This is a genomic window from Microbacterium sp. NPDC056736, from assembly GCF_042790415.1.
Classification (GTDB): domain Bacteria; phylum Actinomycetota; class Actinomycetes; order Actinomycetales; family Microbacteriaceae; genus Microbacterium.
The window spans coordinates 72673-92237 of the sequence record NZ_JBHTZE010000007.1 but is presented as its reverse complement, the minus strand read 5'-3'; the positions used below and the strand labels follow the sequence as shown (position 1 = coordinate 92237).

Below are 19565 nucleotides of genomic sequence, written 5' to 3'. Positions count from 1 at the left end.
GCACCAGTCGCTGTGACAGAATTGCGGATGGCGCTTGCCCTGGATCGCGCCTGACGACGAAGGAAATCGACCACGTGGAACTGCGCGACTACATTCGGATCCTGCACAAGAACTGGGTCATTATCCTGCTGCTGACCATGGCGGGCGCGGCGACGGGTGCCGCCTACTCGTACGCTCAGACGCCGAAGTACCAGTCGACGACGCAGCTCTACGTATCCGTTCGTTCGGACGGCGCTGCAACCGGAGACCTTGTGCAGGGCACTACGTTCGCTCGTCAGATCGTGGCCAGTTATGTCGATGTCGTCACCACGGCCCTCGTGCTGGACCCCGTGATCGAAGAGCTCGGCCTGGATGTGACCTCGGTGCAACTCAGCAGCCAGATCACGGCATCAGCACCGCTGAACACCGTCATGATCGATATCACTGCGACGGACGCCGATCCTGAGCGCGCTGCAGCGATCGCCGACGCGACTGCTGCGAGCCTCACAAACGCCGTTCAGACAACGCTCGAACAGCCCGCGTCCCCGGACGCGGCCAGTCCCGTGCAGGTTACGACGGTACAGCCGGCCGTCATCCCTGCAACGCCCTCCAGCCCGAACACGTTGGTTAACATCGCGCTGGGCACATTGCTCGGTCTGGGGCTGGGAGTCGGCATCGGCGTGTTGCGCACCGTGCTCGACACTCGCGTCCGCACTCTGCATGACATCGAGCAACTGACGACCGCTCCCCTGCTCGGAGGAATCGCCTTCGACCCAGCGGCCCAGAAGCGGCCGCTCATCGTGCACGCCGATCCGCGCAGTCCGCGCGCGGAATCGTTCCGCTCACTGCGGACGAATCTTCAGTTCCTCAACATCGAGGGCGGGCCTCGCTCGTTCGTCGTGTCGAGCGCCGGGCCCGGAGAGGGCAAATCAACCACAACGGCGAACCTGGCCATCGCGCTCGCGGAAACCGGAGCTCGCGTCGCGCTCGTCGATGGCGACCTGCGTCTGCCCCGGGTTGCGGACTACATGGGCATCGAGGGGGGCGTCGGGCTGACCGACGTTCTCATTGGTCGCGTCGAGCTCGCGGACGCCCTGCAGAAGTGGGGGCGCGGTCAGTTGTTCGTTCTTACTTCCGGGCCGGTGCCCCCGAACCCCAGCGAGATGCTCGGATCTGCCGCAATGGATCACGTGCTCGCTGCTCTCACCGAACACTTCGACTACGTGCTGATCGACGCCCCTCCCCTGCTGCTGGTCACCGACGCTGCGGTGGTCAGCAAGAAGACGCGCGGCGTGATCCTCGCGGCGGCGTCGGGGAAGACGAAGAAGCACGACCTGACGGGAGCGATCCGCAGTCTTGAGACAGCCGGCGGTGTGCTTCTTGGTCTCGTCGTCACGATGCTTCCGACCAGAGGGCCCGACAGCTACGGCTACGGCGCCTACACCTATGGTTCAACGCACGAAGCCGACGGTTCAAAGAAACCCAAGAGGCCGCGCAAGGTCCCGAAGGCTTCGACGCGGCGGACGAAGGCTGCTGCCTGACCGCCCGCGCCATCACGGGGAAGCCCGTCCCGCTGATGCTGAGACAGTTCCAGTGAACTCCACGTCGGTGAAGGGGAACCCGCGGCGTCAGGCGAACATCGGTTCAGGCTCTCGGGGCACCGCGCCCAACTAGAGCCCAGAGGATCTAAGGACATCTATGCGAATTTCCGTCATCGGCTGTGGCTACCTCGGGGCCGTTCATGCGGCGGCCATGGCATCTATTGGCCATGAAGTGGTCGGGGTCGATGTCGACGTGAAGAAGATCGACATGTTGTCGCGAGGTGAGGCGCCATTCTTCGAGCCTGGCCTGCAAGAGATCCTGACGGAAGGTATCGCGTCCGGGCGCCTTTCATTCACCTCCGATCTTGCCGCGGCATCCGGTGCACAGGTCCACTTCATCGGCGTCGGCACTCCGCAGCAGAAGGAAGGCTCCGCCGCAGATCTGACGTACGTCGACGCCGCAATCGACGGTCTACGGCCATTCCTCAGGGCGGGTGACGTTGTCGCCGGGAAATCGACGGTTCCCGTAGGTACTGCTGCCCGGCTCGCCGAGCGTATTGCGCCCACGGGTGCGACACTCGTGTGGAACCCCGAGTTCCTGCGTGAAGGCTGGGCGGTTCAAGACACAGTGGACCCGGATCGGCTTGTCGCTGGCATTCCCGCCGGCGCGGCGGGCGAACGCGCCGCAAGCATTCTTCGTGCCGTCTACCACCCTGCTGTTGCGAAAGACACGCCCTTCATCGTCACCGACTACGCCACAGCCGAGTTGGTCAAGGTCGCCGCCAACGCCTTCCTCGCGACGAAGATCTCGTTCATCAACGCGATGGCCGAGATCGCCGAGGTGACGGGCGCCGACGTCACGCAACTGGCCGATGCGATCGGCCACGACGTCAGGATAGGCCGGCGTTTCCTCGGTGCCGGAATCGGCTTCGGCGGCGGGTGCCTGCCGAAAGACATCCGTGCATTCGCGGCACGCGCCGAGGAGCTGGGACGCGGTGAGTCTGTGAGCTTCCTTCGCGAAGTGGATGCGATCAACCTCCGCCGCCGCGAACGTGCGGTACAGCTGACGGTCGACGCGCTCGGTGGATCAGTCTTCACAAAGAGGATCACCGTCCTCGGCGCCGCCTTCAAGCCGCACAGCGACGATGTCCGCGACTCACCTGCATTGGACGTCGCCGTGCGCCTCCATGGACTCGGTGCCAGTGTCACCATCACCGATCCCGCGGCGATTCCCAACGCACGTCGCCTCCACCCGCACCTGAACTATGTGACGGACCGTGACGACGCCCTTCGAGATGCCGACGCCGTGCTCCTGGTCACGGAGTGGGACGAATACCGTCGCGAACTCAGCCCCGAGCACGCCGCGACCTTGACGACTGGCCGTGTCGCCATCGACGGTCGCAACGGGTGGGATGCCGCCGCGTGGCGCGCAGCCGGGTGGGCCTACTACGGCATGGGTCGGCCCTAGACGCCTGCTCAGCGCCACCGACGCACCGTTTCGCGCCGGATGGCTGCTCAGCCGGCGGCGGGCGGGAACAGCGCGTCGCAGCTCGAGTCGATCGTCACGGGGGTGGCGTTGGCGGTCGGCGTGTAACGCAGGTTCAGCGGACCGAGCTCGCCCTGCGGCAGCGCGACCGTGTACGACACGGTCACCGTCTCGTTCTTCGGCACGAACACGGTCTTGCTGAGCGCCGTGTTGCCCTTCTCGACACCGCTGCGCTCCCACCGTGCCACCTGGCCGACCGCGGGGTCGGTGGAGGTGATCTGCGCGCCGGGCGGTGCGAAGAACAGCACGTCGAGCATCATCGTGGTGTCGGGGATGCCGTACGAGCCGTTGCGCAGGCCGAGCGTGTACTCGCTCTTGATGTCGTCGGTGATGCCGTTGTGCAGCGTCATCGTGGTGGTGATGGTGCGGGCGGCGGGGTCGCACGAGGCGTTGACCGTCGACGACAGGTGGTATTCGAGCTTGCCGACCGACGAGTCGTTGAGGTACATGCCGACCTGGGTCTGGGTCGTGTTGTCGGGCTTCAGCGCGCCGTCGAGGCCGAACTCGTCGGCGAGCGCCTGCGCGGCAGGGTCCGTGAACGAGAGGTAGACCCGCTGCTCCTCGGCCGACTGTTCCAGCGCGTCGAGCATCTCGAGCGGATCCCACGACGCCGCGGTGAGGTGGTCGAACACGCGCTTGGCCGTGTCGGTGAAGAACGCGTCGGATGTCGCCCCGTCGGGGTAGATCTCGTACGAGTCGCTCAGCAGCACCTTGACGGCGTTCTCGGCATTGAGCTGCTCGCCCGTGTTCAGGGTCACAGGACCGGCGACGGCCAGCATGTGCGAGAGCACCACTGGGTCGATGGAGATCACACCGTCGAAGGACTGCCCGGTGGTGTCGGCGAAGATCGCCTGGAACAGCTGAGCCGTGGTCGGGAAGTCCGGGGTGAAGTTGTAGTCCTGGTTGTGACGGGTGAGCGTCGGCAGGTAGAGGCCGGTCGTCTCGGCGGGAAGCGAGATGTACTCGTTGCCCTGGGTGCCCGCCTCGTAGAAGGTCGCCGAGGTCGCCTGGTCGGCGTAGCCGAGCTTGCCGTCGGTCATCGTGACGATCATGCTCGAGGCCGGGTTGCCGCCGGTCGCGCGGATCTCGGCGTTGTTCTGGAAGATCAGGAGGTAGGTCTTCGTGCCGCCCGATCCGGCGATGTTCAGCAGCGTCGGGAGGTACTTCTCCGCCACCGCGAGCGCGGGGGCGGCATCGCCGATGACGTCGAGGATGTCGGCGATCGGCTCGCCCACCTCGGGCAGCAGCGACGCCCGGTCGATGGGAGCCACGAGCGCCTGCGCGTCGGCGAAGGCGGAGGCGATCTCGGGGATCGAGCCCTGCACCTGCCGGAACGGCTCGAGGTTGATGCCGCCGCCCTCGACGGTGAGCTTGTCGAGGTCGGCGGTCGACATGAACTGCATGCCCGGCGGCAGCGCCCGCAGCACCAGCACGTCCACCGCGCGAGTCACCCGCTGCACCGCGTCGACGTTCTGCCCCACGAACGGCACACGCGCGGCGATGTCCCACAGCGGGCCGTCCACCGTCTCGGCGGCCAGTTTCACATTCGCCGTGATGTCGGCGGCGGTCGCCTGCAGCTTCGTCTGGTCCTCCGACCCCAGCTGGGAGTTGAGGGCGGTGATCCCGGTCTTCGCCCGCTCCAGCGCGGACCGCGCGACCTTCGCCTCGGAGATGAACTGCATGGCCAGCACGCCCGCGATCACGCCGGCGACGAGCAGAACGAGGATGATCGAGAGCACCACCCACAGCCAGACACGACGCTTGCGTGGCCGTCCGACCGGCGCCGGATCGGGCTCGTAGAGGTCGGCCATGTCGTCGGATGCCGCCGCCGGGGCCGTGTCGGCCTGCACGGTCGCCTGACGCGCGTGACGACGCAGAGAGTTCTCCTCGCCCATCGGCGCATCTTCGGGTTGCACGGTGCCATGCTAACCGTCCGAGGTTGTGAGAACACCGCGACTTCACTCGGCGCGGGCCGCACCCCGCCGTCGGCGCTTGTCCCCCGAAAAGGGGACACCGCCTCGTCAAGAGCCGACGCCGACGGCTCGTAGGCTGGAAGGCACCCCGCGTCGTCTCCCCCGAACGTGACCTCTCTTGCTCCGTGCCCTTATGACTGTTCTTCTCGCCACCGTGATCGTGGCCGTCTGCCTACCCCTGGCGTTCTACGTCCTCGCCGTCGCCGGGTCGCGCGATTCCGTCCGCTACTACTACGGCACCTGACGACGCCCGCTCGGCGATCACCACGATCAGCAGCCCCAGCGCCGCCCCCAGCGTGTTGGCGAAGATGTCTCTCAGGCTCGCGGTGCGCTCGGCGAGGAACGCCGCCTGCCCGAGCTCGATGATCATCGTGACGGCGAGCGCCACCGGCACGACCAGTGCGCGGCGGCGCGGCAGCGCCAGCGCGAGCAGGACGCCGAGCGGCATGAAGAGCGCGACGTTCGCGGTGAACTCGACGACGTCGTACGACAGCAGCGGCACGACGCGCGCGATCTCGCGCAGCAGTCCCGTCGCGTCGCGATCCACCGGCGTCGGCCAGAACGCGATCACCGCCAGCACGGCACCGTAGAGGACGAGGAGGCGAAGGCCGGTCCGTCTCGCGCGGTCCGCGCCCCGATCGGGTGACCGGTCGAACGACAGCGGCGCATCCGTCATCGCGGCTCCCCTCGGTCGGGCGCCGCGACGATGCCGCGCAGTGTGCGGCGAGTCTACCGGCGGGAGCGGATATCGTGAGCCCGTGGCCGCACCAGACGTCGTCGTCTCGACCTCGCTCGAGCGCACCTACCGGTATCTCCGCATCGGCGTCGCCGGCACCGTGGTCGCGATCTTCGTCGCCATCGGCCAGGCCGCCGCGACCTATGGCTGGCTGACGACGGTGAGCGACTACTTCTACACGCCCGCCCGCAACGTCTTCGTCGGTGCGCTCATCGCCGTGTCGCTCGCCCTCTTCGCGCTGTCGGGCCGCGGCGCAGAGCGGGCGCTCCTGGACGCCGCCGCACTGTTCGCACCGCTGATCGCGCTCGTCCCGACGACGATCCCGCCGGACGCCGTGCCAGGGGTGGCCGTCTCGTGCGCGGAGCGCTGCTTCCCGCCGGAATATGAAGCGGATGCCGCCAACGGCGTCGCGGTCTACCTCGTGCTGGGCGTGCTCGTCCTGCTCGTCGCACTGCTCCTCGCGGCGCTGCGGCAGGTGTCGCTGCCCGCGGTGTGGCCGTCGCTCCTCATCGCGGCGGTCATCCTCGCCGCGACCGGGCTGACCTGGGCGTTCGCGCGCGACCTCTTCCTCCAGCAGGGCCACTTCGTCGCGACCACGCTCTTCTTCGCACTGTTCGCCGCGGTGGCGCTGCGCAGCGCCTTCCCCCGGCGAGGACCCCGGCCCGCGCCCGTCTTCCGAGTCCTCTACACCGCGATCGCGGTCGGCCTCGTGCTGGTGCTCGTGGCGTACGTCATCCTGCTGCCCCAGGCGGACGGCTCCGGCATCCCGATCGTCCTCATCCTCGAGGCGGCCGCCCTCACGCTGTTCTTCGCGTTCTGGGTGGTGCAGGGCCTCGAGAAGTGGTCCGACCCCGACCCGACGCTCATCGCCACCTGACGGTTCACGACGCCGGGGAGGGTCAGGCGGCGCCCGACTCCGCCTCCGCCACCTCGACGACACGGCGGACGCCGGCGGCGGGATGCGCCGTCACGAGGATCGGCAGGTGGTCGCTGAGCCCCTGCGGGAGCGTCCGCACCCGGTCGATCTCGAACCCGATCGACGTGGCGAAGTCGTAGTGGCCGCGGAAGAAGCGGTACCGCGTGTACGTGCGCGAGTCGCTGAGGTTCAGCTCGTACCCCTGCTCGCGCACGTGCTGGCTGAGGTGCTCCTTGAACACCGGATAGTTGTAGTCGCCGACCATGAGCGCCGGCAGCCCCTCGCCCAGCTGCTGCAGCTCGGACAGCGCCGTGCGGATCTGGTGGCGGCGCAGCGAGTTGAGCGCGGTCAGCGGCGCCGCGTGGAACGAGGCCACGATGAGGTCGGTGTTCTCGTCGATGTCGTGCAGCCGCACTCCCAGCAGCCTCTCCTCGGCGGGCTTGAGCACCCGGTCGTGCAGCGACTTCTTGAGCGCCAGCGCCCGCACCTCGACGGCGCGATACGTGTTCTCGCGGTAGTACACGGCGAGGCCGAGACGGTTCCGCTGGGTGGAGTCCGCCAGACGGAGGCCCGAGATCTCGTCCGGGATGTCGGACGTGTCGGCCTCTTGCAGACAGAGCACGTCGGCGCCGTGACGCTCGACCAGATGCATGAGCTCACCGGCTGCCCGGTGCTTGCGCAGGTTGTACGAGATGACCTTCATGTCGGGGGCCAGCCTATTCCGCAGGCCCGGGCGCCGGGTGGCCTTGACAAGACCATGTCGTGACTTCTCACCACGCTCCGAGCATCGCGCACGGGATGTACGAAAACGGGATGCCCCGCCTCTGAAGTGGTGTGCCGCACTACGGCGCCCGACCGTGAACCGTCACGACAGACCCGACCCAGGAGGATCCCATGTCCGCTTCCGCTTCCGCCGGCACCGTCCGGGCCGACCTCACCGACGCCCTCACCGCCAGCCGCACCGCACGCGAGGCCGCCGAGCGCGAGCTGCGCCGCAGCGTGGCCGCCCGCACGCGCGCGGGCGAGGCGCTCGAGCGCACGGCCCAGCGCCGCGGGCTCGACGAGGACGAGCGCGCGCGGCTGCGCGCCGAGTACGCCGCCGCCGACCGCGTCGTCGGCGAACGCCGGGCCGCGCTCGAGAAGGCCAGCGAGTTCGAGCGCGCCGCGACGATCGTCGCCCGCGCGTTCGAGACCGAGGCGTCCTCCGCCAGCCCGCTCGCCGCCGCCCTGCTCGAGCTGGTGGGCTCGAAGACCGGTGCCGCCTCGCGCGCCCGCTCCGCGGCACCGCCGGTGCGCCGCGCCGCACCGGCGGTGCGGCTGCGCGGCGCGCGTCCCCGGACGGCCTGAGCCCCGCGACGGCTCGGAGGCGAGGCGGTCGGTCGGATCCGCGCACGCGTCGTGGATTGACGCCCGACCAGGCATTCGCGGGTTGTGTAGCATCGGGAGTACTTGCGACGCGTCGGGGTCCGCTGCTGGGGTCGGTGATCGGTGCACGCTGTCCAACCGCCTGAGAGGACGCACCTCCCATGTCGACCCCACCCGACGTGCCGAAGACCGCCGTCATCATCGAGGACGATGCCGACATCCGTCACGTGCTGGCCGAAGTGCTCGAGTCGTCCGGGTTCTCCACCGTCTCGGTGGGCAACGGGATCGACGGCGTCCGGGCCGTGCTCACCTACCAGCCCGTCCTCACCACGATCGACGTGAACATGCCGGGCATCGACGGCATCGAGGCGGCCAAGCGCATCCGCGCCCAGTCCGACACCCTCATCATCATGCTGACCGGACTCAACGACGAGGCGGACGTCATCGCGGGCCTCGGCGCCGGCGCCGACGAGTACCTTCCCAAGCCCTTCCGGCCGCGGGAGCTCCGCGCCCGCGTGGAGGCGCTGATGCGTCGCGCCCGCACGAGCACCGAGCCGGCCGAGCCGGTCGAGCAGACCACCACCTGGACCCCGGCGGTGCCGGAGTCTGCCGGGCCTGCGGTCGCGGCATCCGTCCCCGCCGTCGACGGTTCGGCGGAATGGCTCGCGCACCGCGATCTGCGGCTGCACCCCGAGAACCGCATCGTGCTCCTGGGCGCCGAGGAGCTCGACCTCACCCGCACCGAGTTCGACCTGCTCGCCACGCTGCTGGAGTCCCAGCGCCGCGTGCGCAGCAAGGCCGATCTCACCCTGGTGCTGCGCGGAGAGTCCTACGTCACCAGCTACTTCGTCGGCGACGCCGACAAGCGGGCGGTGGAGGCCCATATGACCAACCTGCGCCGCAAGCTCGGCGACAGCGCCGCCAACCCGCGGTACATCGAGACGGTGCGCGGCGTCGGCTACCGGCTGACCTCGGAAGCGGTCTGATCGACGGATGCCGCGGCGGAGGCATCCTCCCGCCCCAGACGAGCGGATGCCTCCGCGGCTGCGTTCCGGGAGAGTGCCCGCTTCCCCAAACGGGCACCCTCTCCGCCTCCCCCTCGCCGGGGCTCCCCTCCCCGGCGTCTTCCCCAGTTCTGATCCGCTTCGGGTCCGGATCAGACCTTGCACCCGCCCTTTCGACGGATGAGTCTGAAGAGCATGGACAGCGCCTGCCGCTCCGTCACGACCCGGCTGAGATAGCCGGCGCTCTCGAGCTGCCGCGACAGTGTGTCCGCGTCCTCGGAACCGTCGATCCATGGCGTGGACCGGTGGTTGTCGTTCATGACGTCGCGCAGCGCCTGCGTCAAGAAGATCGAGAAGAGGGCGCCGAGCGACGAGATCGCCGAGATGCCGCCGATGCGGCTGTCGGAGGTCGCCTCGGCCTCGAGGTGCTCGACCGCCGTGACGTCGGCGACGATGTCGCCGTCGACACCCAGCAGGTAGTCGTGGCCCTCGACGAGCGTGTAGCCGTAGTTCAGCGCGCCGGCCCGCGTGCCGGGGATCCGTCCGATGTCGTGGACGAACACCTCGGTGAACTGCTCCCCGAGCTCGGTCGCGACCTCGTGCGGTCCCGCATACGAGGACGCGATGCCCACGGTGCGGTCGGACGTGTTGCTGACGACCACGTGGATGACGTCCGGCACCCGGGTCTGGCCGAGCAGCGCCTCGAGCACCTGGGCGATCGAGTCCTCCTTGTTGTGCGCCGGGACCACGCAGCCGATCGACGACCGATGCGCCGAGGTGTCATCGAGCACCGCCCCCAGGTCATCGGCGGACCCGCGCGATGCGGCGGTGTGCTCGGCGAGAGGGGTTCCCTCGCTGACGCGCATCGTCCGCGTGCTGCGGGTGAGCGGGACCTGGTCTGACACGTTCGTCGCTTTCGCTTCTCGGCCGGTCTCTCCGGCACGCACCAAGCATCGCCCGCCTACCGCAAGCGGCCTCCGAGGCGGCGCGAGCACCGGCGCAAGGTTTCCGCAAGAGATCCGCAAGAAGGCGTTCTCCGACTCTCTGTCACTTCGGCGGGGAGGGGCGGGCCGGGCCAATAGGATCGCGTCATGGCTACCGGGGCTGCACGACCAGTGTTCGTCGTGCGCACGCCCGATGCCCGCACCCGGTCGATCTGGCTGACCCAGCTCGTCCTGGCCGCGAGCGTGCTGATCACCGCCGTCCTCGCGATGGCGCTGCAGCCCGCGATCTTCGGCCGGTGGACCTTCCTCGTCGGAACGCTCGCGGTGGTGCTGCTCACGCTGGCCGTGCTCGCGCTGCCGTGGTCGCAGCTCCCCGCCTCCGCCGTGCTCGCGGTGCCCTTCGCCGACGCGGTCGCGATCGGCCTGCTCTCCAGCGACCTGGATCTGCGCCTCGGCTACCTCTGGGGCTTTCCCGTCATGTGGGTCGCCATGCACTTCCGCGCGACCGCGCTGGCGGCGATGCTCGCGCTCATCGGGCTCATCATCCTCATCGATTCGGCGATGCTCACGGGCACGATGGCGGCGCTGCGGGCCTTCGTCGTGCTGCTTTCACTGACGTTCATCGGGATCACGTCGCACCTGGCGCTGCGTCGCACCCGCGCCCTGCGCCGCCTGCTGCGCCGGCAGGCCGGCAGGCTCACGGCGACGCTCGACCGCCGCTCCGACCAGGAGCGGCGCACGACCGAGATCCTCAACGGCATCGACACCGGCATCGTGCGCATCTCCGAGGGCGGCGCCGTCCTGGCCGTCAACGACGCCTACTCGCGCCTGTACGGGCTCGACCCGCTGGATCTCACCCTGCCCGCGCGCTCCGTCGAGTACACCGGCCTGCGCGGCATGCCCGTGCCGTTCTCGGAGCGTCCGTTCGCACGCGCCGCGCGCGGCGAGACGTTCGTGGACGCGTCGGTGTGGCTCTTCACCGCGAGCGGCGAGTGGCGCGCCCTCTCGGTCACCGCCAAGCGCCTCGCCGCGCGCGGCGACGAGGAGTCCTCGATCCTCCTGCTGGTGCACGACGTCACCGCACTGACGTACGCCGAGCGCGAGCGGGAGCGCTTCACCGCGATGGCGTCGCACGAGCTGAAGCATCCGCTCACCGTCTTGATCGGCAACGCCGAGCTCGCCCTCGAGCTCGACGACCTGACACCGCGCACGCGCGAGCGGTTCCGGTCGATCGTCGCCGCAAGCGAGCGGATGCTGAAGATGACCGAGAGCCTCGGCTCGACGTCCCGCCGCGGGTTCTCCGGGCGCGACACGCTCGACGACCTCGACCTGCGCCAGATCCTCCTCGACTCGGTCACGTCGTTCCGCCCGACGGCCGCGGCCGGCGACATCGCGATCGACCTGCAGGCGGACGACCCGCTGTGGGTGACCGCCGACGGGTTCCGGTTGCGTCAGGTCGTCGACAACATCGTCAGCAACGCCATCAAGTACACGCCGCGCGACGGGCGGGTGCGGATCGTGGGAGCGACCGAGGGCGACACCGTGGCGCTCACCGTCTCCGACACCGGGATCGGCATCGGCGCCGATGACCTCCCCCTGATCCTGACGCCCTACTTCCGCACCGCCGAGGCGAAGAAGACGTCGGGCGGCACCGGCCTCGGGCTCGGCATCAGCAACGACATCGTGCGCGCCCACGGCGGCACCCTGACCATCGAGAGCGAGGCGGGCGCAGGCACCACGGTCACCGTGCGCCTCCCGCGGGCGGCGGAGCTGGAGACCGGCTCGGCCGCGTCGCGCAGCACGGAAGGACGAGCATGACCGACCTCATTGTCGGATCGGGCGTGGAGCTCCTCATCGCGCAGGCGGTGATCACGACGCTCGCCACGATGCTCACGATCGGGATCGCGTTCCTGGTGAGACCGGGAACGGCGACGCTGTACTGGAGCATCGCGTTCACCCTCGCGATGCTCGCGACCTACGGCGTCGTGGCCGGGGAGGTCTCCGGCTCCGAAGCGCTGCGCCGCGCCTCGCTCGGGGCGCTGATGGGCGCGCCGGCGTTCCTCTGGTCGGGTTTCCGAGCGGCATGGCGGTTCCGTCCGCTCGTCTGGACCGGAGCGGTGGTCGCCGCCGGCTCGGCGGTGACCCTCGCCGCCGTCGACGGCATCGTGTGGTTCACCGTGGCGTACCGCGCCGTCTTCTTCGCGGCATCCGTCTTCGCCGCCCTGTTCGTGATGGACTGGCTGTCGGCGGCCTCCCGGCGCAGCGACAAGCTGCTCCTGCCCTTCGGCATCGTCTCGATCGCCTTCTCGGTCACCGGCGCGGCGACCCTCGTCGCCGGCTTCGTCTTCCCGCCGTCGGGCGGCGACGACTTCGCCCTCGTGCGGCTGGTGTCATCGGTGGGGATGCTGGTGTACGTGGCGTGCGCGCTCATCGCCGTGGTCGGAACGACGGCCCGCGACAGCGGTCTCGGCCGCATCGCCACGGTCTCGACGGCGTGGCAGCAGTTCGAGCGGATCGCGCAGGATCGCCTGCTGCGCGCAGCGCGCACCTCCGAGCCCTGGTCGGTCGTGTACCTCAGCCTCGACGACGCCGCCGACATCCGCCAGACCGCCGGGGCTCCCGCCTTCGCGAACCTCTCGGAGCGGCTCGTCGACGAGGTGCGCGGGGTCTTCCCTGCGGAGTCCGACGTGGGTGCGCCCGCCCCCGGCGCCGTGGTCGTCCTCGTCCCCCGGCCCGACGCCGCCGTGCGCGACCTGCTGCGCACCAGCCTCGAGCGGGTCACGTCGCTCGACGTGCACGGCGCCATGCCCATCCGGCCGACCGCGAGCGCCGGCTGGGCGCCCGCCTCGGTGCTCGGGTACGAACTGGACGCGCTGGTGTACACCGCGCGGGAGGCCGCGGCGCTGGCGAGCGAGAAGGGCGGCGACCGGTGGGAGCGCGTCGGCGCCACCGTCGTCGAGCGGCTGCTCAGCCAGTCGGAGCGACAGTGAGCGATGCCCGGCGCGTCCGTTCGGCTCAGCCGCGCGGGCCGAGGGGGCGTGTGGAACAATTCGGGCAGGTGCGACGCGAGGAGACAGCATGAGCGAGGCCATGTCGGCAGCCGCCGTGGTGATCGAAGACGACGACGTCGTGCGGGATCTGCTGGTCGACATCTTCCAGTCGGCGGGCTTGACCGCCTTCGGCGCATCCTCGGGCGCGGAGGGGATCGAAGCCGTGGCGGTCCACGAGCCCCTCATCACGACGGTCGACATCAACATGCCCGGGATCGACGGCCTGGAGACGACCCGGCGCATCCGCGATCGCAGCGCCACCCACATCATCGTGGTCTCCGCGCTCACCGATGAGGCGGATGCCGTGCTCGCACTCTCGTCGGGGGCCGACGACTTCGTCGCCAAGCCGTTCCGCGCCCGCGAGTTCCGGGCGCGGATCGATGCCGTGCTGCGACGATCCAAGGCGGTCGCGCCCTCGCCGAAGGCCGGTGCCGGCGACTCGAGCGCTTCTCCGAGCCCGCCCGCGCCCGCCTCCGACGGGGCGGCGCTCGTGCACGACGACCTGGTCGTCGACCCGTCGACGCGCATCGCGGAGCGCGGCGGCGTCGACGTCGGCCTCACCCGCACCGAGTTCGACCTGCTGGCGGCGCTGCTGTCGACCGGCCGCCGGGTGCGCACCAAGGAGGAGCTGGTGCGCGTGTCGCGCGGCGAGAGCCGTGGCGCGGCCGACGCGCCCGTGACCGAGGTCGAGATGCGCACGATCGAGACCCATATCGCCAAGCTCCGACGGAAGCTCGGCGAGGACCCGGGCGATCCGCGGTACATCGAGACCGTGCGGGGCGTCGGCTACCGCCTCACGTCCGCCGCCGCGCGCGAATAGGCGGTCGGCGTGCACGCCACGACGGAACTCACCCGGTCCTCCGACCCGGTCTACGATCCCCGCGAGACGGACAGCCGCGTCCACACGGTCTGGATCTGGCAGCTGTCGTTCGGGGCCGTCGTGGGGATCATCACCGTCCTGACGGCGATCATGGATCCGCAGGTGCTGGTCGTGCCGCCCCTCGCGATCGGCGTCGCCGGCGTCTTCGTCACCACGGTCGCCGCGCTGATCGTCCCCTGGCACAAGTACCCCGAGTCCGCCGCGACGGTGCTGCCCTACCTCGACATCATCTGGGTGGGCCTGCTGACCTTCGGCACCGACCTGCGCCTCTCGCACCTCTGGGTCGTCCCCATCGCGTGGCTGGCGGCGCTGTTCAGCCTCGGGCGGCTCGCCGTCGGACTCGCGCTCGTGGGCGCGATCGGCGTCGCCGAGATCCTGGCTTCGGGCACCACGCCCGCGAGCGCCCTCCGCGTGCTCATCGTGCTCCTGGCGCTCGCGTTCGTCGGCGCGACGGTGCATGCCACCGCCCGCCAGGGCCACGCCTACCGCACGCTCCTGCGTCGTCAGGCCCGACGCATCCGTCACTCTCTCGACACCGCCTCGATCGAACGGCGGCGCGTGAGCGAGACCCTCGACGGGGTTCACATCGCCATCGCCCGCATCAACCGGTCCGGGGAGCTGATCTCTTCCAACACGGCGTACCGTGAGCTCTACGGACTGGACGGGGCCGACCCGAGTCAGCCGCCCCGCTCGATCGAGTACGACGGGCTGCGCGGCACGGCGCTGAGAGAAGGCGCCCGGACGTACGCACGGGCCGCGCGGGGCGAGGAGCTGGATGCCGAGCGCGTGTGGCTGTACGACGTCGAGGGGAACTGGCACGCGCTGTCGGTCACGAGCCGGCGTCAGGAGCCGCGCGAGGACGAGGAGCCGAGCACGGTGCTGATCGCCGAGGACGTCACCGGCCTCCTGACGGCGGACCGGCGACGCGATGCGCTGGCGGCGGTCATCTCCCACGAGCTGCGCAATCCGCTCACCGGCATCCTGGGCCACGCCGACCGGCTTCTCGAGCGCGATGACCTCGACTCCGACGTGCGGCGGCGCCTGGCCGTCATCGAGGAATCGGGCGAGCGGATGATGCATCTGATCACCTCGATCCTCTCGGCGCCGACCGACGCGACGACCCGCGCCGACCGCGACGCGCGCGCGGTCACCGACCTCCGGGCGATCCTGGACGCCTCGGTGGAGTCGTTCGCTGCGAACGCCTCGGAGCGGCGGGTCGCGCTCTCCCTCTCGCCCGGCCCGCCGGTGCTGATCTGGGGCGACGCATTCCGCCTCCGCCAGATGGCCGACAACCTGCTCGGCAACGCCGTCAAGTACACACCTCCCGGCGGGACGGTGGAGGTCTCGGCACGACGTACGGGCACTGATGTCGAGCTCGTGGTCGCCGACAGCGGCATCGGCATCCCCGCCGCAGACCTCCCGCGCGTGTTCGACCACTACTTCCGCTCCGCCGCCGCCGTCGACAGCGGCATCCCCGGAACGGGCATCGGCTTGCAGATCGTGCGCGACGTGATCGAGGCGCACGACGGGACGATCGACATCGCCAGCGAGCCCGGCACGGGAACGACCGTCACTGTGCGCATCCCCGCGGAGGCCTCATGACCTACTCGAGCCTCGACGACGCCGTCGTGCTGGCGGTCCTGGCGACGCTGATGTCGATGATCATGATCGGGCTCGGATTCCTCTACCGCCCACGCCTGGCGACCCTCCTGTGGTCGCTCATGTTCCTCCAGGTCACGCTGTCCGCCTACGGCACGGTCGTCGCCAACGCGGCATCGCTGCACCAGCTCGCCGACGCCTCGGCCGGCTTCGCGCTCGGCGCGCCGGCGCTGGTCTGGTCGGGGCTGCGGGCCGACCAGGACAAGCGATCGCTGCCCTGGCTCGGCCCGGCCCTCGGGTTCGTCGCCGGCGTCGCGTACGCGGTCACCGACGGCACCGACGCCCACACACTGGTGTTCTCGCTGGCCTACGTGGCCTCGGCGGCGCTCGCCGCGCTGTCGGCGCTTGAGCTGCTGCACCGCGACGAGCGCAGCATGGGCCGGCTGCTGCCGCTGACGATCGCCTCGGCGACGCTTCCCCTCATCGCCGTGGCCAGTCTGATCGCGGCCACGGTGACGCTGGGCTCCCACCTCACCGCCCCGGCGCTGCCGGACCTCAAGGCGATCGGGCTCCTGGCCTACCTCACCTGCGCGATCGTCACGCTGCTGTCGCTCGCCCGCTCCCCCGACGCCGCGGGGTCCGAAGAGCCCGCCGACCCCTTCCCGGCCGTCGCCGCCGACCGGCTCGCGCGCGCGCGGGAGTCGAACGAGTCCGGGTGGTCGCTGCTGAGCGTGTCGCTCGACGACACCGACTCGCTGCGCGTCGCCGGAGGCGAGGTCGCCTTCCGGCGGATCCTCGCGCGGTTCCGCGCCAACGTGCGCGCGTCGTTCCCCGCCGACGCCGACATCGGCGCCGACGGTCCGTCCGGCTACTTCGTGCTCATCTCCCGACCTGATGGAGCGATCCGGGACTGCATCCGCGACCTCCTCGACCGCGTCTCGACGGTCACCCCGGATCAGCCGCTCGCGGTCGAGTTCTCGACGAGCGTCGGCTGGGCCAAGACCGCCGACGGCGGGTACGACCTCGCGACCCTCAGCGCGGCGGCCCACGAGGCGATGGAGCGTGCGCAGCGCGCGGGCGGACACCGCTGGGAGCGCGCGCAGCCCGTCCGGTGAGGCGGCCTACTCCCGGTCGCGGCGCGCGCGGGTCTGCTCGGCGCGCTGCCCGAGCAGGTCGTCGGCGGGGTAGCCGACCTCCGTCAGGGTGAGACCGCGCGCGGCGAGCACCTTGACCTCCGGCACCCGCTCCCGCGCGTCGCGGATGTCGACCACGTCGTCGATGTCGAGCCTGCCCTCGCCCACCGCGACGCACGCGCCGACGAGCGCGCGCACCATGCTGTGGCAGAACGCGTCGGCCTTGACGTTCGCGACGAGGACGCCGGCGCCGTCGCGTCGCCAGTCGAACTCGAGCAGCGTGCGGATCGTGGTCGCCTCCTCGCGGGGCTTGCAGTACGCGGCGAAGTCGTGAAGCCCGATGAGCGCGCGGGCCGCGGCATCCATCGCCTCTGCATCCAAGGAGGCGCGCACCGACGTGGTGCGATGACGCTCGAGCGGGTCGTACCCGGTCACGGTGTCGCCGATGCGGTATTCGTACCGACGCCACACCGCCGAGAAGCGCGCGTCGAAGCCGACCGGCGCGATGCGGGAGCCGAGGACGGCGACGTCGGCGTACGCGCCCACGACCCCGCTCATCCGTGCGGCCAGCGCCGCGGCGCGGTCGTCCGGCGATTGCGTGCCCGCGCCCGGACGTGCGTGCCGGGCGAGCATGCGGCTCTGCTGGGCGTCGTCGAGGTCGACGTGCGCCACCTGCCCGGTGGCGTGGACGCCCGCGTCGGTGCGCCCGGCGACGACGAGGCGGGGGTCGCCGCCGATGACGCGGGCGAGCGCGGACTCGAGCGTCTCCTGCACGGTCCGCAGCCCGGGCTGACGCGCCCACCCGCGGAAGTGCGTGCCGTCGTAGGCGATGTCGAGCCGGATGCGCACGGACTCCACCCTATTCGCCCGCCGCGCGGTCGCCTCGCGCGGCCCCGACCCGCGGGCGGCTGCCGTGCGTCCTGAGGCGGGCCGCGTAGACTTGCCGTTTCCCCTCCTCGTACAACCAGCCATGACGTCGACTGCGCCCGCCGTTCGCCCCGCCGCCCGCTTCGCGGGACTGGACGGGCTCCGCGGGATCGCCGTGATCCTGGTGGTGCTGTACCACCTGTTCCCGCCCGCCGTCCTTCCCGGCGGCTTCGTCGGGGTCGACGTGTTCTTCGTCATCAGCGGGTTCCTCATCACGAGCCTGCTCCTGCGGGAGCATCACGCCACGGGCCGCATCGCGCTCGGCCGGTTCTGGCAGCGCCGCGCGCGGCGGCTGCTGCCGGCGCTCGCACTCGTCGTCGGCGTCGGCTCGACGCTCGCCTGGGTCGTCGGCGGCGACGTGCTGGTGCGCCTGGGCGCGCAAGTGGTGGGCGCCGCCACCTTCAGCTACAACTGGCTCTCCATCGCCGGCGGCGAGACGTACTTCGCCGCGACGACGCCGGAGCTGTTCCGCAACGTCTGGTCGCTCGCGGTCGAGGAGCAGTTCTACCTGCTGTGGCCGCTGCTGCTTCCGCTGCTGCTCCTGCTGCCGGGCGCACGTTCCCGCGCGACCCTGGCCGCGGGCCTCGCCGCCGTCTCAGCGGTCTGGATGGGCGTGGTCGTCACCGGCGCCGACGACCCCACCCGCGCCTACTTCGGCACCGACACGCACGCCTTCGGGCTGCTCCTGGGCGTCGCGCTCGCCTTCGCGCTGCCGCCGCTGCTGCGGCGGCCGTTCGCGCTCTCGCCGGTCGCGCGGCACCTCACCGGGGCGGCGGGCGTGCTGGCGATCGGCGGTGTCGTCGTGCTGGCGTCGATGCCGCCGCAGGACGGCGCCGCCACCTTCCCCGGCGCGCTCCTGGTCGCGAGCCTGCTGAGCGCCGTCGTCATCGTGGCGGGCGTGTGGCCGGGCTCCTGGCTCGGGCGCGGCATCGACGCCGCGCCGCTGCGCTGGATCGGCGACCGCTCCTACGGCATCTACCTGTGGCACTGGCCGCTGCTGGTGCTCGCGGTCGCCGCGTTCGCGCCCGACGCCACCGTCGCCGCCGTCCCGGTGTGGCTGGGCCTCGGGGTGCTCGGCGTCACGGGCGCGGCATCCGCTCTCTCGTACCGGTTCGTCGAGACGCCCGTCCGCCGATGGGGCTTCCGCGCCTCGGCTCGGATGCTGCGCCGGCGGCTCCGCGGCGGGCCTCGGGCGCGCCTGCGCGCGCTGGGCGTCGCCCTGGCGGGCGTGCTGGTGCTGGCCGGCACCGGCGCCGCACTCGCCGCCGCGCCGGAGGAGTCCAGCGCCGAAGCCGCGGTCGAGGCGGGCCGCGAGGCACTGGCGGAGGCGATGCGTGAACGCCCGCCCGCCCCCGTGGCGCCTCCGCCCGGATCGGGACAGCAGACGGATGCCACGGCCGCCGCGCCCGCCAACGACGAGGTCGCGGGAGACCAGATCACCGCCGTGGGCGACTCCGTCATGCTGGCGTCGGCCGGCGGCCTCGTCGAACGCCTCCCCGGCATCGAGGTGGATGCCGAGGTCTCGCGGTCGATGTGGGCCGGGCCCGGCATCCTGGGGTCGCTCGCCGCGACCGACCGGCTGCGCCCGTACGTCGTGGTGGCGCTCGGCACGAACGGCCCCGTCGACCCCGGCGCACTGGAGAAGCTCGCCGACACGATCGGCCCCGAGCGCGGACTCGTGCTGGTCAACGCCCACGCGCCGCGCGACTGGATCCCGGGCGTCAACGCCGAGCTCGCTGCCTTCGCCGACGCGCACCGCAACGTCATCGTCGCCGACTGGTCGGGAGCGATCGCGGCGCACGAGAACCTGCTCGCCCATGACCGCATCCACCCCGGCGACGCGGGTGGCCGCATCTTCGCCGACACGGTCGCCGCCGCCGTCGACGAGCTCGCGAGGGAGCGCCGCGCCTACGCGAACGACCTCATCCGCGGCCTGCAGCTCGACCTCACGCCGTAGCCGCGGGGAGGCCGT

Annotated in this window: 16 protein-coding genes; 11 read left to right on the top strand and 5 right to left on the bottom strand. The window is 70.9% G+C overall.

The genetic code is table 11. The features are described from left to right. Positions 1–74 precede the first annotated feature (74 nt). Both ACFRAL_RS14215 and ACFRAL_RS14210 read left to right on the top strand, forming a co-directional pair. Positions 75–1520 carry a polysaccharide biosynthesis tyrosine autokinase gene (locus tag ACFRAL_RS14215; RefSeq protein WP_378883990.1) on the top strand — a complete coding sequence of 482 codons (1446 nt, stop codon included), beginning with the start codon at positions 75–77 and terminating at the stop codon, positions 1518–1520. Between the two features lie 157 nt (positions 1521–1677). Further along, on the top strand, positions 1678–2988 hold the full coding sequence (locus ACFRAL_RS14210) for a UDP-glucose dehydrogenase family protein (protein ID WP_378883987.1): 1311 nt from the start codon (positions 1678–1680) through the stop codon (positions 2986–2988). A 47-nt stretch (positions 2989–3035) separates the two neighbouring features. Here ACFRAL_RS14210 and ACFRAL_RS14205 read toward each other — a convergent pair whose 3' ends face one another. Then, positions 3036–4982 (bottom strand): DUF4012 domain-containing protein, encoded by a 1947-nt coding sequence (locus ACFRAL_RS14205; RefSeq protein ID WP_378883984.1) that lies wholly within the window; start codon positions 4980–4982, stop codon positions 3036–3038. Positions 4983–5211: 229 nt separating this feature from the next. Continuing rightward, entirely contained in the window at positions 5212–5715 is a 504-nt protein-coding gene (locus ACFRAL_RS14200) for a VanZ family protein (protein WP_336398106.1), read from the bottom strand. Between the two features lie 82 nt (positions 5716–5797). Here ACFRAL_RS14200 and ACFRAL_RS14195 point away from each other — a divergent pair, with 82 nt between their 5' ends. Continuing rightward, complete coding sequence (locus ACFRAL_RS14195; protein WP_378883982.1) at positions 5798–6652, top strand: hypothetical protein; 855 nt, start codon at positions 5798–5800, stop codon at positions 6650–6652. A 22-nt stretch (positions 6653–6674) separates the two neighbouring features. On the opposite strand, the gene ACFRAL_RS14190 is transcribed toward ACFRAL_RS14195, so the two are convergent. Continuing rightward, positions 6675–7394 (bottom strand): endonuclease/exonuclease/phosphatase family protein, encoded by a 720-nt coding sequence (locus ACFRAL_RS14190; RefSeq protein WP_336398104.1) that lies wholly within the window; start codon positions 7392–7394, stop codon positions 6675–6677. 191 nt (positions 7395–7585) lie between these two features. Here ACFRAL_RS14190 and ACFRAL_RS14185 point away from each other — a divergent pair, with 191 nt between their 5' ends. Both ACFRAL_RS14185 and ACFRAL_RS14180 read left to right on the top strand, forming a co-directional pair. Then, positions 7586–8038 carry a hypothetical protein gene (locus tag ACFRAL_RS14185; RefSeq protein WP_378883980.1) on the top strand — a complete coding sequence of 151 codons (453 nt, stop codon included), beginning with the start codon at positions 7586–7588 and terminating at the stop codon, positions 8036–8038. A 179-nt stretch (positions 8039–8217) separates the two neighbouring features. After that, positions 8218–9042, top strand: coding sequence for a response regulator transcription factor (locus tag ACFRAL_RS14180; RefSeq protein ID WP_336398102.1), 825 nt, complete (start codon positions 8218–8220; stop codon positions 9040–9042). Between the two features lie 170 nt (positions 9043–9212). Here ACFRAL_RS14180 and ACFRAL_RS14175 read toward each other — a convergent pair whose 3' ends face one another. After that, positions 9213–9965, bottom strand: a complete 753-nt coding sequence (locus ACFRAL_RS14175; RefSeq protein WP_378883977.1) for a glycosyltransferase — start codon at positions 9963–9965, stop codon at positions 9213–9215. A 186-nt stretch (positions 9966–10151) separates the two neighbouring features. Between ACFRAL_RS14175 and ACFRAL_RS14170 the strand changes: the two genes are divergently transcribed. The 5 genes from ACFRAL_RS14170 (at position 10152) to ACFRAL_RS14150 (ending at position 16648) form a co-directional block, all read left to right on the top strand. Beyond that, a complete protein-coding gene (locus tag ACFRAL_RS14170) occupies positions 10152–11822 on the top strand; it encodes a sensor histidine kinase (RefSeq protein WP_378883974.1) in 1671 nt (556 codons plus the stop codon). Beyond that, entirely contained in the window at positions 11819–12994 is a 1176-nt protein-coding gene (locus tag ACFRAL_RS14165; protein WP_336398099.1) for a hypothetical protein, read from the top strand. The genes ACFRAL_RS14170 and ACFRAL_RS14165 overlap by 4 nt, the downstream gene beginning before the upstream one ends. 88 nt (positions 12995–13082) lie before the next feature. Next, positions 13083–13874 carry a response regulator transcription factor gene (locus ACFRAL_RS14160; RefSeq protein ID WP_336398098.1) on the top strand — a complete coding sequence of 264 codons (792 nt, stop codon included), beginning with the start codon at positions 13083–13085 and terminating at the stop codon, positions 13872–13874. A 9-nt stretch (positions 13875–13883) separates the two neighbouring features. Next, the gene (locus ACFRAL_RS14155) at positions 13884–15536 is read left to right on the top strand and encodes a sensor histidine kinase (protein WP_378883970.1); all 1653 of its coding nucleotides are present in this window, start codon (positions 13884–13886) and stop codon (positions 15534–15536) included. Further along, complete coding sequence (locus tag ACFRAL_RS14150; RefSeq protein ID WP_378883968.1) at positions 15533–16648, top strand: hypothetical protein; 1116 nt, start codon at positions 15533–15535, stop codon at positions 16646–16648. The genes ACFRAL_RS14155 and ACFRAL_RS14150 overlap by 4 nt, the downstream gene beginning before the upstream one ends. A gap of 6 nt (positions 16649–16654) precedes the next feature. On the opposite strand, the gene truA is transcribed toward ACFRAL_RS14150, so the two are convergent. Then, a complete protein-coding gene (gene truA / locus ACFRAL_RS14145; RefSeq protein ID WP_378883965.1) occupies positions 16655–17515 on the bottom strand; it encodes a tRNA pseudouridine(38-40) synthase TruA in 861 nt (286 codons plus the stop codon). Positions 17516–17636: 121 nt separating this feature from the next. Between truA and ACFRAL_RS14140 the strand changes: the two genes are divergently transcribed. Further along, the gene (locus ACFRAL_RS14140; protein WP_378883962.1) at positions 17637–19550 is read left to right on the top strand and encodes an acyltransferase family protein; all 1914 of its coding nucleotides are present in this window, start codon (positions 17637–17639) and stop codon (positions 19548–19550) included. Positions 19551–19565 lie beyond the last annotated feature (15 nt).

What these genes read in the sequence shown, in the direction of transcription:
- ACFRAL_RS14180 (WP_336398102.1), top strand. Translation starts at nt 8,218, where the DNA reads ATGTCGACCCCACCCGACGTGCCGAAGACCGCCGTCATCATCGAGGAC.
- ACFRAL_RS14200 (WP_336398106.1), bottom strand. Translation starts at nt 5,715, where the DNA reads ATGACGGATGCGCCGCTGTCGTTCGACCGGTCACCCGATCGGGGCGCG.
- ACFRAL_RS14170 (WP_378883974.1), top strand. Translation starts at nt 10,152, where the DNA reads ATGGCTACCGGGGCTGCACGACCAGTGTTCGTCGTGCGCACGCCCGAT.
- ACFRAL_RS14185 (WP_378883980.1), top strand. Translation starts at nt 7,586, where the DNA reads ATGTCCGCTTCCGCTTCCGCCGGCACCGTCCGGGCCGACCTCACCGAC.
- ACFRAL_RS14210 (WP_378883987.1), top strand. Translation starts at nt 1,678, where the DNA reads ATGCGAATTTCCGTCATCGGCTGTGGCTACCTCGGGGCCGTTCATGCG.
- ACFRAL_RS14150 (WP_378883968.1), top strand. Translation starts at nt 15,533, where the DNA reads ATGACCTACTCGAGCCTCGACGACGCCGTCGTGCTGGCGGTCCTGGCG.
- ACFRAL_RS14165 (WP_336398099.1), top strand. Translation starts at nt 11,819, where the DNA reads ATGACCGACCTCATTGTCGGATCGGGCGTGGAGCTCCTCATCGCGCAG.
- ACFRAL_RS14160 (WP_336398098.1), top strand. Translation starts at nt 13,083, where the DNA reads ATGAGCGAGGCCATGTCGGCAGCCGCCGTGGTGATCGAAGACGACGAC.
- ACFRAL_RS14140 (WP_378883962.1), top strand. Translation starts at nt 17,637, where the DNA reads ATGACGTCGACTGCGCCCGCCGTTCGCCCCGCCGCCCGCTTCGCGGGA.
- ACFRAL_RS14190 (WP_336398104.1), bottom strand. Translation starts at nt 7,394, where the DNA reads ATGAAGGTCATCTCGTACAACCTGCGCAAGCACCGGGCAGCCGGTGAG.